General features: G+C 49.9%; 13 protein-coding genes and 1 tRNA gene. 3 read left to right on the forward strand and 11 right to left on the reverse strand.

Annotation, left to right across the window (positions count from 1 at the left end; all coding sequences use genetic code 11):
* Positions 1-346: 346 nt before the first annotated feature.
* Positions 347-868, forward strand: a complete 522-nt coding sequence (locus T363_RS0108070; RefSeq protein WP_031474951.1) for a nitroreductase family protein — start codon at positions 347-349, stop codon at positions 866-868.
* A gap of 97 nt (positions 869-965) precedes the next feature.
* Complete coding sequence (locus T363_RS0108075; RefSeq protein ID WP_031474953.1) at positions 966-1682, forward strand: NAD-dependent protein deacylase; 717 nt, start codon at positions 966-968, stop codon at positions 1680-1682.
* A gap of 77 nt (positions 1683-1759) precedes the next feature.
* On the opposite strand, the gene T363_RS0108080 is transcribed toward T363_RS0108075, so the two are convergent.
* The 3 genes from T363_RS0108080 to T363_RS0108090 form a co-directional block, all read right to left on the reverse strand.
* A complete protein-coding gene (locus tag T363_RS0108080) occupies positions 1760-2422 on the reverse strand; it encodes a nitroreductase family protein (RefSeq protein ID WP_031474955.1) in 663 nt (220 codons plus the stop codon).
* Positions 2413-2778, reverse strand: a complete 366-nt coding sequence (locus T363_RS0108085) for an ArsR/SmtB family transcription factor (protein ID WP_031474957.1) — start codon at positions 2776-2778, stop codon at positions 2413-2415. The genes T363_RS0108080 and T363_RS0108085 overlap by 10 nt, the downstream gene beginning before the upstream one ends.
* Positions 2779-2995: 217 nt before the next feature.
* Positions 2996-4408 carry a glycine--tRNA ligase gene (locus T363_RS0108090; RefSeq protein WP_031474959.1) on the reverse strand — a complete coding sequence of 471 codons (1413 nt, stop codon included), beginning with the start codon at positions 4406-4408 and terminating at the stop codon, positions 2996-2998.
* A 149-nt stretch (positions 4409-4557) separates the two neighbouring features.
* Here T363_RS0108090 and T363_RS0108095 point away from each other — a divergent pair.
* Positions 4558-4633, forward strand: a tRNA-Ala gene (locus T363_RS0108095).
* Positions 4634-4742: 109 nt separating this feature from the next.
* Here T363_RS0108095 and T363_RS0108100 read toward each other — a convergent pair.
* From T363_RS0108100 to T363_RS0108130, 8 genes are all read right to left on the reverse strand, one after another.
* On the reverse strand, positions 4743-5810 hold the full coding sequence (locus T363_RS0108100; RefSeq protein ID WP_051643174.1) for a tyrosine-type recombinase/integrase: 1068 nt from the start codon (positions 5808-5810) through the stop codon (positions 4743-4745).
* Positions 5811-5983: 173 nt separating this feature from the next.
* Positions 5984-6184 (reverse strand): helix-turn-helix domain-containing protein, encoded by a 201-nt coding sequence (locus T363_RS15570; protein ID WP_078096973.1) that lies wholly within the window; start codon positions 6182-6184, stop codon positions 5984-5986.
* A gap of 349 nt (positions 6185-6533) precedes the next feature.
* Entirely contained in the window at positions 6534-6845 is a 312-nt protein-coding gene (locus T363_RS15575; protein WP_078096974.1) for a helix-turn-helix domain-containing protein, read from the reverse strand.
* Between the two features lie 521 nt (positions 6846-7366).
* The gene (locus T363_RS0108110; protein ID WP_031474963.1) at positions 7367-7951 is read right to left on the reverse strand and encodes an ANTAR domain-containing response regulator; all 585 of its coding nucleotides are present in this window, start codon (positions 7949-7951) and stop codon (positions 7367-7369) included.
* A 35-nt stretch (positions 7952-7986) separates the two neighbouring features.
* Positions 7987-9198 (reverse strand): glutamine synthetase family protein, encoded by a 1212-nt coding sequence (locus tag T363_RS0108115; protein ID WP_031474965.1) that lies wholly within the window; start codon positions 9196-9198, stop codon positions 7987-7989.
* Between the two features lie 22 nt (positions 9199-9220).
* Positions 9221-9940, reverse strand: a complete 720-nt coding sequence (locus tag T363_RS0108120; RefSeq protein WP_031474967.1) for a GltB/FmdC/FwdC-like GXGXG domain-containing protein — start codon at positions 9938-9940, stop codon at positions 9221-9223.
* 84 nt (positions 9941-10024) lie between these two features.
* Complete coding sequence (locus tag T363_RS0108125) at positions 10025-11530, reverse strand: glutamate synthase-related protein (protein WP_031474969.1); 1506 nt, start codon at positions 11528-11530, stop codon at positions 10025-10027.
* Position 11531: 1 nt separating this feature from the next.
* A complete protein-coding gene (locus T363_RS0108130) occupies positions 11532-12626 on the reverse strand; it encodes a class II glutamine amidotransferase (protein ID WP_031474971.1) in 1095 nt (364 codons plus the stop codon).
* Positions 12627-13002: the final 376 nt, after the last annotated feature.

The following is a 13002-nucleotide window of genomic DNA, read 5'->3' on the forward strand; positions in this document are numbered from 1 at the left end:
CCTCACCAAAAGGACGAAGGACAGCGACCGTACTCTTTCTGCTGGAAACATCGATACCTGCTGCGTTCATGTTCTTCACTCCTAAAAAGAAATTGCAATGGACAAAGCCATTCTACCCATTGCCGATTCTATCTGTTTGGTGACACGAACACGCGGTTCTACCTGCACAAATCGAACACTGCGAATAGGAGGATGGCTGACTGACTTCAATACGGGCGGTGAAGCCCTTGGAGGTTTGGGTCAGACCATTACCTTCCTATTCTAACAGCTTAGGCAACGAGATGTCTCGGCTCGTAGCTGGCTACCACATTTCCGAGACAACTATATAGTAACAGGAGGTTTTTCCATGTCTAACCTGATGCAGATCATTCAGTCCCGCCGCTCCACGCGCGCGTTTCAGCCCGAACTGCCGCCCCGCGAACAGATCATGCAGCTTGTCGAAGCTGCTGCGTGGGCACCTTCCGGTATGGGCAAATACCTGTGGCATTTTACCGTGGTATATAATGCGGAAAAATCCTACCGCCTTGCCCGTGCGGTAGCCGAAGCCGATCACCGCGGCCCGGAATATAACTTCTACGGCTCACCCGTACAGATCATCATTTCCTACAAACGAGATGAGCACCACGCCTTTGTCGATGGCGCAGCCGCTATGGAAAACCTGCTGCTGATGGCAACCGAGCTGGGGCTCGGCTCCTGCTGGATCAATCAGCTGCGCGAATGCTGCGATGACCCCAAGGTGCGCGCTCTGCTGACCGAGTACGGCGTACCGGAAGATCATATCGTCATCTGCTCGGCCTCCATCGGCTATATTGCCAAGGAAACGCCCGCCAAGCCCCGCAAGGAAGGTCTGATTTCCTTTACCGAGTGACCGCCCTGCATGGCCTGTCCGACCCTTCGGCCATCATATCGCAAGTCTTACTTTTATTCGCAGATCGACAGTACCGACCCAAAGAGGAGGATACAAAATGGATGCAAATGTTGCAAAACTGAAAAATTGGATCGACGCCAGTGACAACATCGTATTCTTCGGCGGCGCCGGCGTATCGACCGAGAGCGGCATCCCGGATTTCCGCTCGGTGGACGGGCTGTATAACCAACAGTATAAATATCCGCCCGAAACCATTTTGAGCCACACCTTTTTCCTTTCCGAAACCGAAGAATTTTACCGTTTTTACCGGGCAAAAATGCTGGCGCTCGATGCACAGCCCAACGCCGCCCACCGCAAACTGGCGGAATGGGAGCAGCAGGGCAAGTGCCGCGCCGTCGTCACCCAGAACATCGACGGGCTGCACCAGAAGGCCGGTTCCAAAGAAGTACTGGAGCTGCACGGTTCCGTACTGCGCAACTACTGCATGCGCTGCCGCAAGCCTTATGACGTGCGCGACATCGCCGCGGGACACGGCATTCCCAAATGCAGCTGCGGCGGCATGATCAAACCGGATGTTGTACTGTACGAAGAAAGTCTGGACAATTACACCATTAACAAAAGCGTGGAGTATATCTCCAGCGCAGATATTCTGATCATCGGCGGTACCTCGCTCGCGGTCTATCCGGCGGCCAGCCTGATCAACTACTATCGCGGAAACAAACTGGTGCTGGTCAACAAAACCGCAACACCGGCCGACCGACGTGCCGATTTGGTCATTCACGGCGCCATCGGCGAAGTTTTTTCACAATTATAACCGCGCCGGTTTGGCGATAATCAAAAGAGACTGCCTTTCTCATCGGCAGTCTCTTTTCCTATTTTCACATCAATGCTCTAAAAACAGAACTGTGCGCCGCCCGCGCCCTGCTCAAAATGATATTTGACGATGCCCAAATCCACCTTATCATAAAAACCGCCGGTCGCGGCCGCGCTGACCGTTCCATCTGCCAGCGTAATACAGAATTTTTGCTGATTGACCGCCGTCGGCGCCAGCAAAGCTGCCTCCATCCCCTTCCGAAACCATGCCGGCATCGGTCCGGTCACGCGGCATACTTTTTCCATCGGTTTGCTTTTATGCGGCACCCCCTGTGTGCAGCCGTAGCCAACCGCCAGCACGCACACCAGTTTTTCTCCCTGAGCCAAAACACAGCGCGTTTTCCCTCTGCGGAATGTCAGCGCAACCCAGCAGGTATTTAGACCCAGCATCTGCGCACACAACGCAACCCGCTCGCCGTAATACCCAACTTTTTCTTCCAGTCCTGCGCCTTTTTGGCCTGCCAGCACAATATAGTTCCTTACGCCGGAAAATTTACCGTAATGCGCCATCAGTCCGGCGAAAGCCTCCGGTTCATCCGTAACCAGCTGCATATGCAGCCCGCTCTCCGCATTGCATACGGCAATTTCCGCTTCCAGCGCTGTACGCACATCATTTTCAATGGCCCATTCCATATAGCGCCGTACAGAATGACGCTCCCGTATCGCCTGCATCACGTCCATTTTTCCGCTCCTTTCTCCCGCGCCCGATGCACTACTGCGCAGACCCTGCCGAGCAAATCGTACAGGTCATCCCAGACCGCGGTTTCCGCATTCATGCTGTAATAACTTTTCGTACCTGTTTTTCGCAGACGGACGACGCCGGTCTGCCGCAGGATTCGCAGGTGATGCGAAACAGCCGGACGCGACAAATGCGTCCGCTGCGCGATCTCGCCCACGCGCAGGCCGCCGGTCTGATCCTCCTGCTCCAGCAGCACCAAAAACACCTGCTGCCGTGTCTGCTCTCCGAGCGCCCAAAGCAGCTCGCGTTCCTTTGCAAAGCCCTGCGCCAGCGCAAGGCAGTTTTCCGTACAATCCATCAGCGTTTTCCCTTTCCGCACAGCGATTGCTGCTGCATTTTTGCTCTGCCGTTATTATAACACGCCCCTCCGTTTCAGGGTACAATGAGAAAGGAAATCGAGATCATCAAAATTTCCCCACTGCGCACAATACCGTCCTCCCTGCCCGCTGCGCGCCTCCCTGCAAAAACCAGCAAAGCCGCCGCAAAATTGCGGCGGCTTTTTCCGATGGCTTCTATTAATATGCAAGCTTCTTGGCAAGGTAGTGAGTCAGATCGTCGATCTTCACGCGCTCCTGCTCCATGGTGTCGCGGTCACGCACGGTAACGCAGCCATCCTGCTCGGTCTCAAAGTCCACAGTGATGCAGAACGGCGTGCCGATCTCATCCTCACGGCGGTAACGCTTGCCGATCGAGCCGGCATCGTCAAAGTCCACATTGAACTTTTTGGACAGCTTCTCCCAAACCGGCATGGCCTGTGCGCTCAGCTTTTTGGAAAGCGGCAGCACAGCGGCCTTGAACGGTGCGAGCGCCGGATGCAGGCGCAGTACGGTGCGGACATCGTCCTTGCCGTTCTTATCCTGACCGACCACTTCTTCGTCGTATGCTTCGCACAGGAAGGCCAGCGCAACGCGATCCGCGCCCAGCGACGGCTCAACAACATACGGGATATACTTTTCATTGGCTTCCTGATCGAAGTACTCCATCGAAACGCCCGACGTGTTCTGATGCTGGGTCAGGTCAAAATCCGTGCGGTCGGCAATACCCCACAGCTCGCCCCAGCCAAACGGGAACAGATACTCGATATCCGTCGTCGCATTGGAGTAGTGGGACAGCTCCTCGGGATCATGGTCGCGCAGACGCAGGTTCTCGTCCTTCATACCAAGATCGAGCAGCCACTGGTGGCAGAAATCCTTCCAGTATTTGAACCACTCAAGATCGGTGCCCGGCTTGCAGAAGAACTCCAGCTCCATCTGCTCAAACTCACGGGTGCGGAAAGTGAAATTGCCCGGCGTGATCTCATTACGGAAGGACTTGCCCACCTGACCGACACCGAACGGGATCTTCTTGCGGGTTGTGCGTTGCACGTTCTGGAAGTTGACAAAAATGCCCTGCGCCGTCTCCGGACGGAGGAACAGCTCGTTTTTCGCATTTTCGGTAACGCCCTGGAAGGTCTTGAACATCAGGTTGAACTGGCGGATATCCGTCCAGTTGTGCTTGCCGCAAGTCGGGCATGCGATCTCATGCTCATCAATGAAAGCCTTCATCTCAGCATGGCTCATACCGTCCACGCTTCGGCCGAGGTCAAAGTCATTTTCCTGACACCAGTCTTCAATCACCTTATCTGCACGGAAGCGCTCCTTACACTCCTTGCAGTCCATCAGCGGATCGGAAAAACCGCCAACATGGCCCGACGCGACCCACGTGGTCGGATTCATCAGGATCGCCGCATCCAAACCAACATTGTACGGGCTTTCCTGCACGAACTTCTTGCGCCACGCAGCCTTGACGTTGTTCTTGAACTCCACGCCGAGCGGGCCATAGTCCCATGTATTGGCAAGGCCGCCGTAAATCTCCGATCCGGAGTAGACGAAGCCGCGCCCCTTACACAGGGCAACGATTTTTTCCATGGTCTTTTCGCTGTTTTTCATTTTTCATTCTCCTTTTGGCGCATCTGGCTGATGCACGCTTTTTTTGACAAACGCCGAAAAAACGCTTGACATAGGTTTATTCTACATGTATAATTATTACTTGTCAAGGGCAGTTATTACAAACACCGTCCTATAAAAAATCAAAATATGGGCCTGTAGCTCAGTTGGGAGAGCGTTCGGTTCGCATCCGAGAGGTCGAGAGTTCGAATCTCTTCAGGTCCACCACTTTACCCCATTTTTCGCCTTGAAAAATGGGGGTTTTGTATTTATGTGCGGTGTTTTACAACTTTTTAAGGGACTTCAAAATTTCTGACAGCAATCTTGACAGCAACTGTCATTCTGCAGTTCCCAACGACGAAATCAATTCCTCCATACGCGCAGCACTATTTTGCTGCATCCGATCACTCACATGCGCATATGTCTTCAATGTAAACGCAGCTGCATGATGTCCTAAATTTGCTTGTACTGTTTTGATGTCATCACCATTTTCAATAGAGATTGTGGCAAATGAATGCCTCAGTGAGTGAAATGTAAAATCTTTCATTCCACAACTGTCTAAAATGGCTTTCAAATGACTATAAACCGCAAAATGATGAAGCGGCTTGCCGAATTCATTTGTGAATACCAGATCCAATGGATTGCTCCACATAGAACCCGCTTGCAATTGCATGCTTTGCTGTTTGATCAGTTGGCAACGTAGTATTCGCATTGCGCTTTGCGCGAGTATAATGCGGCGTTGTTTATTTTCCTTAGGAGGAACCAATTGATATTGAGCCGGTTTTGTGTTGGGAACAATCTGCAGCTGTTGCCGAATGACAATACTGTTTGTTTCCCAATAGACATCATCCCATCGCAGACCAAGCACCTCAGCTTCGCGCTGTCCAAAGAAAATAGCAATATAATATATATGATAAAATTTATCGTGTTTGATTGCTTCTAGAAACGGTTTTAATTGATCAGTTGTAATAGCTTTCGCCTTTGTCTGCGTGACACGCGGTAATGTACAATCATCAGCCACATTCCGGAAAAGAATTTCATCTCGTTTCGCTGCAGCTAACAACGCGTGCAAGGTCCCATGGATCACTCGGATTGTTTTGGGAGATAGCGCCTTCCTATCTTTACCCAGCGAGGAAACAAATGCCTGAATATCTCGTCTGGTTAAATCCGTCAGTTTACGCTTCCCCAACGCAGGCAAAATATGAATACGAAGATTCTTTTCATAGGAGACCTGTGTTAACGATGATAATGCAGACACATGGTTCTTCATATATTCTTTTGCATATTCATCAACCGTTATTTTCCTCGGTTCTTGAAAAGTGCCATTGTCAATGTATGAGATAGCAGACCGTAGTTTTCCAGCAACCTCACGTTGTGTCTTACCATAAATCGTATGGCGAATCAACTTACCCGTAGCGGCATCTCTTCCTGATACATATTGAGCTTGCCAGCGGCCATCCTTTCTTTTAGTAATAGTTCCGCTTCCGGCTTCTCGTTTTTTTTTGCTTTTCGTGCCATTTTATCCATAGACTCCTTTCTGGCACATACTCTTCTGGTTATTATCATCATTATAACATATTAATCGTATTTGTGATGCGCGAATTTGCTGATATCAGGCTGTTTTTCTATCCATGCATTTAAACAGCTTTCCTGTATCAGCCATCGTCTTCCAATTCGAAACGATGGGAAATCTTCACGATGCATCAGATTATATGCTGCACTTTTGCTTATGCCAAGCAATTTTGCAACTTCCGGAGCACTGTATGCAATTTTCGTCATGAATATACACCTCGTTTGTTTATTTATCGTTCACTGACACTCAAAAAGCTTAGTGGTAAACAGATCAAAGTAGCCACAGCCCAAAAAGCGGGGCTGCTTTGATCCGAATACGCAAATAGCAGGTTATATTGAGACAAACCTACTATCCGCCGGTGTTGAGCCGCCGACGGTCGCTGCTGATCTACTCATTTTACCCAGCGGGTTGCAGCTTTCCGGCGCTTGCTTCATAGGAGCGCACCCATGCTATAGATTTTCAAGGTTCAAATTGTTATCAGCTAATTGGATCAGAGCTGGAAATGTCAGCCCGTTCCAGCCCACCAATCATAATGAGCTGGAACAGTATGACATTTTATCTGCTACGACTTCTGTCCACGTGGCGAAGCAAAACTTCAGCAATTTCCGAGATAATTTTGCGTTCTTCCCCGGACAAGCGATTCAGCAAATCTGCCGGCCGGCTTCCTTCTGTACCTAGCAGATAATCGATAGATACACCATAGACTTTGGCTAATCGAATTAAGGAAGGATACGAAGGCAGGCGTGCAGTACTTTCATAAGTAGATATAGTGGAAGGATTGACACCGATCAGTGTAGCTACTTGTTTTTGACTCAATCCCTTTTCGATTCTAAGATTGCGGAGTCTTTCAGATAATAATTTGATCATTGTTCAAACGCTCCTCTAAGTAGGAATGTGCTCTTTGCCGCAAGTGGTTTGATGTGTGGTTCTTTCTGACACAGTAAGAATACCAAAAATAATATTACAGTTGGTCAATTATGATTTACTCATGGACATATTTTATTATTTTTTTTAGCAAGTCCAAGTCTTGTGATATAATTGTGCTTGGTAAAGAGCACAAACAAATAAAAAACGCTTCATGGAATCTGAATTCCATGAAGCGCCCTTTCTGTGAAAAATCTTTTCTACAATGTTTCACCTATGTATTGCGGAAAGATTGTGTTCTCATTTCATGACCGCAAAACTGTCTTCATCCCAGATTATCTCTTGCCCACTATATACAGGTATTCAGGAATATTGCCTCTTAAATACCCTCTATAAAACGCAGGATAATGCTGTCGTTCAGGGATATTCTGATATATTTCACCACATATGTATCAAAAGCCCTCGGAAGTATTCCATCCCTTTCTCTGAAAGTTTGGATATTCCGAGAGGCTTCACATTGTTCCTTATGTATAAGTTTTGATGATTTCTTTTGCAACCATTTTTTTGGTGATACATCGATCCATCGCCTGTTTTTCAATATAGCGATGCGCGCCTTGCTCATCCATTTTCAGTTCGCTGATCAGCAGCCATTTTGCACGGTTTACAAGGCGGATTTCTTCCATTTTCTCTTCAATGGTCAAGGTTTGCTTTTCATTTTTTCGCAGGCGCTCCCGTGTGCTTGCCATCCAGTTCAGCGCCATTGCAATGGTTGACCTTGAAGTCGGCATTGGCAGGGTAAACACCCCATATTCGGCGACTTTGTCATAAATTTCTTCATGAACTTCCACGCGAGAAAACAGAAGCACAACCGTCCCGCTGGTATTGCAGATATCAATTGCAAACCGTGTGCCCACCTCATCCGGCAGCGGGGCATTGATTATAATATAATCATAATTCCGCTCTGCGCAGGCTCTTTTCGCCGCACTTATGCTGGATGCAGAATGAATCGAGTTATATTTGGCTTCCGGCAGCAGAGTTGAAAGCGCATTCTTGAATCCTTCTGCTGCCGAAACGATCAGAATGCTGTAAGTCCGTTCTTTCAGACTCATTTTTCCTCTCCCCTTTTGAAAACCGGAATTCCACTTTATTGATTGCAGTAAATATCCAAGATAGCTGCGGATACGTGTTCTCGAATAAATTCACTTTCTGCAGCCAGTTTGCAGGCCTCCCGCAAGTTTTCGGGCAGCTTTTTGAAGCCTGCCAATGTTTCAGCATCCGCCTTATAGAAGTTCAGATTTGCGGCGTTCGGCATGTCCAGCTTATTCTGAAGCCCGTATAATCCCGCATAAATCATCAGCGCAAACGCCAGATAGGGGTTTGCCGTCGGGTCGGGGGAACGAATCTCCGCGCGGCGATATTCCCCCACTGCCGCCGGAATCCGGACAAGCTGAGAGCGGTTTTCGCTCGACCAGGAAATATATCCCGGCGCTTTATTTTTCCCGAACCGCTGATAGGAATTCTCAGTCGGGTTCAGAAACGCCGTCATTTCCTCCACCTTATCCAGAATTCCCGCAATCATGTAGCAAAGATTTTCCGAAGTTTCATTCGGTCTGACCGACATATTGATGTGAAACCCGTTGCCCGGCTCATTTTCCAGCGGCTTTGCCGAAAAATCTGCGCACAGCCCATTGCGGCGCGCTATCGTTTTCACGACGGTCTGAAACGTCATCACATGGTCGGCAGCGGTCAGCGCATCCGCATACCGGAAATCAATCTCATTCTGCCCCGGACCTTCCTCATGATGTGAACTTTCCGGGCGAATCCCCATCTGTTCCAAGGTCAGGCAGATTTCCCGGCGGATATTTTCTCCTCGGTCTTCGGGTGCAATATCCATATAACCCGCATCGTCATACGGAATCCTTGTCTGCTTTCCATTCTCGTCCAGCTGGAAAAGATAGAATTCCTGCTCCGCGCCAAACGCAAAACGATATCCCGCCTTTCCGGCATCCTCCATTGCCTGCTTCAGCAGACTGCGGGTATCGCACTCAAATGGAGTCCCGTCCGGATAGGTGATGCGGGTAAACATCCGCACAACCTTTCCATGCTCCGGTCTCCACGGCAGAAGCATCAAGGTTTCGGGTTCCGGATGCAACTGCAGGTCACATCTGGATTCATCTCCAAACCCGGCGATTGCGGACGCGTCAAACGCAATTCCGTATTTAAACGCGCGAGGCAGCTCGTCAGGCATAATCGAGATGTTCTTCTGCTTTCCGAATACATCGCAAAAAGAAAGGCGAATAAACTTGACGTCCTCCTCCTGCACATACTGTATAACTTCTTCCTTTGAATACTTCATAACCGCTTCCCCGCTTTCCTGCTTAGTTTGCCACATACATCTGATGATAGGGGTTCTTGCTGTCCGGAGTTACAACTGTAAACGGCGCATCCAGTATTTCATCGGCATGACATCCGAATAACGCACAGTATTCGTCCACATACCCCTTGATTTCTTCCAAATCCGTTTTTTCCGCCGGGCGTGCAGTCACCTGACTTGGAAATTTGATGTCCTCGCATGCAGAACGCAAAAACATTTTTCCGCCGTGCATTCCAGTGCACGGAAAAAATCCGACGATTTTGCGGTTTTCTGCCGCAAGCCCCAGTACCACGATCGTGCCGCCCGCCTGATATTCGCCCAGAAAGCTGCCCGCCGTTCCGCCGATTACCATGACAGGGGCTTTATCCTGATAGGCTTTCATATGGATTCCTGCGCGGTATCCCGCATTGCCCTTGACAAAAATCTTTCCGCCGCGCATGGCATACCCTGCCGCGTCTCCAATGTCCCCGTGAATCACAATTCTGCCGCCGTTCATCGTATCCCCGACCGCATCCTGCGCATTGGCATAAACCGTAATGTCCGCACCGTTCAAATAGGCGCCGAGCGCATTGCCCGGAACGCCCTCAATCGTAATATTCTGTCGGGACATGCCCGCCGCAATGAAACGCTGACCGCAGCAGCCGGTAATCAGGCAATCCTCCTGCGTCTTGCGAAGCGCTTCGTTCAGCGCTCTGTAATCCTGTTCTTTTCCATTGAATAACATATTATATCACGTCTCCGCCTATTCTTTCTACAGCATTTCGTCTAAATTTCTCGTTAAGCTCTCATGAAAATCAGTTGCACCCTATCACTCTCCGGCGTGCGAAATGCCCAGAATCTCGAGTTCTTTATCTGTCAGCCCGATTCCGCGCAGCATCAAACGGTTGCCGCGCAGCGCTTCAATGGAGTTAATCCCCATACCGCCCATCAATTCCTTGATTTCATGCTGCCATGCCTGCATCAAATTGACAAGGCGCCGGCTTCCAACCTCCGGATCGAGACGCTTTACCAGTTCCGGACGCTGGGTTGCAATTCCCCAATTACATTTTCCGCTTTGGCAGGTGCGGCAGAGATGGCAGCCAAGCGCAAGCAGCGCTGCCGTTGCGATATAGCAGGCGTCTGCGCCGAGCGCAATTGCCTTTACAACATCCGCCGCGCTGCGGATGCTGCCGCCTGCGATCAGAGAAACCTGATTGCGGATTCCCTCATCCCGCAGCCGCTGATCGACCGCCGCAAGCGCCAGTTCAATGGGGATTCCCACATTGTCCCGAATCCGCGTGGGTGCTGCACCGGTTCCTCCGCGGAATCCGTCAATGGCGATGATATCTGCGCCGCTTCTGGCAATGCCGCTTGCAATTGCCGCAATATTATGTACCGCAGCCACTTTTACGATAACCGGCTTTTGGTATTCGGTTGCCTCTTTCAGCGAAAATACCAGCTGTCTCAGGTCTTCAATCGAATAAATATCGTGATGCGGTGCAGGGGAAATTGCATCCGAGCCTTCCGGAATCATGCGGGTGCGGGAAACGTCCCCTACAATCTTTGTGCCCGGCAGATGTCCGCCAATTCCGGGCTTTGCCCCCTGCCCCATTTTGATTTCAATTGCAGCGCCCGCTTTGAGATAGTCTTCATAAACGCCAAAGCGCCCGCTCGCCACTTGAACGACCGTATTGTCTCCATAAACATAAAAATCCTGATGCAGCCCGCCCTCGCCGGTATTATAGAGAATTCCGAGTTCGGTCGCCGCGCGCGCAAGCGCAGCATGCGCATTATAGCTGATGGAGCCGTAGCTCATGGCAGAAAACATAACCGGCATGGAAAGCTCGATTTGCGGCGGCAGTTCGCATTTTATATCTCCCGCTTCGTCACGCGCAATCTTTTCAGGCTTCTTGCCCAGAAACACGCGCGTTTCCATCGGTTCCCGCAGCGGGTCAATCGGCGGATTTGTCACCTGAGACGCGTTGATTAAGATTTTATCCCAATATACCGGCAGCGGATTCGGGTTGCCCATCGAGGACAGCAAAACGCCGCCGCTGTTTGCCTGCTTGTAAATCTCGTTGACGGTATCGCTTTTCCAGTTTGCATTTTCGCGCATCGTACAGTCGCTTTTTACAATTTTCAGCGCACGTGTCGGGCAAACGGCAACACAGCGATGGCAGTTTACACATTTGCTCTCGTTCGCCAGCATCACACCCTTTTCCGCACAAAAACTGTGCACCTCGTTGGCGCACTGTTTTTCGCATACGCGGCAGACGATACAGCGGTCTTGATTTCTCACCACTTCAAATTCCGGATAAATAAGTTCCATATGCATTTTAATACGCACCGTCCTTTACCTTTATGATGACCGGTTCCCCGCCCGCAGGCGCCCAGATATTTTCCGCATCCGGTTCCATTGCACGGATTGCCGCTTCTTCACTTGCAATGTAAACCTTATCGTCCTTTTCCCCAACCACCATGGAGCGCAGCTTCAGCCGGTCATTGAGCGCCATAAGGCCGCCGTGAAATCCAAGCACAATGGAGAACGGTCCGGTAACCAGCAAACTCGGGAATACTGTGCGCAGATATTGATGCTTCTGCCGGTCTTTCAAATCGGTTTTATCTGCAATGGTGCTCCAAAAAGGCGCAGCAATCACACTTGCGGCTTCCCCGAGCGTCAGCCCCTGCACCCGGAGCAAATAATCCATGATATAGATAATCACTTCGGTATCGGTCTGCAAGGTGCACTGATACCCAAACATCTCAATAAACCGCCGGTTGGCATCATAGGAAGAGATTTCTCCGTTATGTACAATCGACCAATCGAGCAGCGTAAACGGATGTGCGCCGCCCCACCAGCCGGGGGTGTTCGTCGGATACCGTCCATGGGCAGTCCATGCATATCCCTCATACTCATCCAATCTGTAAAATACGCCGACATCCTCCGGAAATCCAACCGCCTTGAATGTTCCCATATTCTTTCCGCTGGAAAACACATAGGCGCCTTTCATTTCAGCATTGATCTTCATCACAATACGCGCAACGAACTCCTTTTCATCCAGCTGCATGGCAGCAAGCTGCGATTGCAGCGGAGCGACAAAATATCTCCAGATGATCGGTTCGTCTGTAATCTGCGGAATGGTCCGCGTAGGAATAATTTCGCTTTTGACAATTTCAAAACGCTCTTTCAGGAGCACTTCGCATTCCTTCCGGATTGCGCGCGAATCAAAAAACATATGCAGTGCATAAAATTCCCGATACTCCGGATAAATCCCATACGCGGCGAACCCGCCGCCAAGTCCGTTGGAGCGGTCATGCATCGGGATCATCGCGTCGATTATTCTCTTACCGGACATTTTCTTTCCTTCTTTGGAAATCACCGCTGCAATTGCGCAGCCGGACGGAATTCGCACCTGACCTTCTATTTTCATATCGTTTTCTTTCCTTTCGGGCTGAAATAAAAGAAAAGGCGCTCATCTCAATGCAGAAATTTTCTGCACTGAAATGAACGCCTTTGCTCATCCGCAAGTATTCTACGACGGATTTTATATTTTGTCAATGGCTCGCTGCAAAGTTTCAAACTTTTTGCAGTCCGCGCAAAATATTTTCAAAAAATCGTTGACAAACATTTTCGCAAGGTGTATTATGCGACTCAGAAAGGCAACGGCGTCTTTGAGTGGAAATGCTCAAAGACGCTGTTTTGCTTTTCAGTCTACAATTTCACAGACCAGAAGGCAAAGGCGTCTTTCATGTTTTCCCCTCATGAAAGGTGCCTTTCTCTTTTGGTTTATACATCCACAACCTAAC

This window comes from Agathobaculum desmolans ATCC 43058 (assembly GCF_000701665.1).
GTDB classification, from domain to species: domain Bacteria; phylum Bacillota; class Clostridia; order Oscillospirales; family Butyricicoccaceae; genus Agathobaculum; species Agathobaculum desmolans.

Excerpts from the sequence above, each read along its gene's own strand:
- T363_RS0108070 (WP_031474951.1), top strand. The coding sequence starts at position 347 with ATGTCTAACCTGATGCAGATCATTCAGTCCCGCCGCTCCACGCGCGCG.
- T363_RS0108075 (WP_031474953.1), top strand. The coding sequence starts at position 966 with ATGGATGCAAATGTTGCAAAACTGAAAAATTGGATCGACGCCAGTGAC.
- T363_RS0108080 (WP_031474955.1), bottom strand. The coding sequence starts at position 2,422 with ATGGACGTGATGCAGGCGATACGGGAGCGTCATTCTGTACGGCGCTAT.
- T363_RS0108085 (WP_031474957.1), bottom strand. The coding sequence starts at position 2,778 with ATGGATTGTACGGAAAACTGCCTTGCGCTGGCGCAGGGCTTTGCAAAG.
- T363_RS0108090 (WP_031474959.1), bottom strand. The coding sequence starts at position 4,408 with ATGAAAAACAGCGAAAAGACCATGGAAAAAATCGTTGCCCTGTGTAAG.
- T363_RS15570 (WP_078096973.1), bottom strand. The coding sequence starts at position 6,184 with ATGACGAAAATTGCATACAGTGCTCCGGAAGTTGCAAAATTGCTTGGC.
- T363_RS15575 (WP_078096974.1), bottom strand. The coding sequence starts at position 6,845 with ATGATCAAATTATTATCTGAAAGACTCCGCAATCTTAGAATCGAAAAG.
- T363_RS0108110 (WP_031474963.1), bottom strand. The coding sequence starts at position 7,951 with ATGAGTCTGAAAGAACGGACTTACAGCATTCTGATCGTTTCGGCAGCA.
- T363_RS0108115 (WP_031474965.1), bottom strand. The coding sequence starts at position 9,198 with ATGAAGTATTCAAAGGAAGAAGTTATACAGTATGTGCAGGAGGAGGAC.
- T363_RS0108120 (WP_031474967.1), bottom strand. The coding sequence starts at position 9,940 with ATGTTATTCAATGGAAAAGAACAGGATTACAGAGCGCTGAACGAAGCG.
- T363_RS0108125 (WP_031474969.1), bottom strand. The coding sequence starts at position 11,530 with ATGCATATGGAACTTATTTATCCGGAATTTGAAGTGGTGAGAAATCAA.
- T363_RS0108130 (WP_031474971.1), bottom strand. The coding sequence starts at position 12,626 with ATGAAAATAGAAGGTCAGGTGCGAATTCCGTCCGGCTGCGCAATTGCA.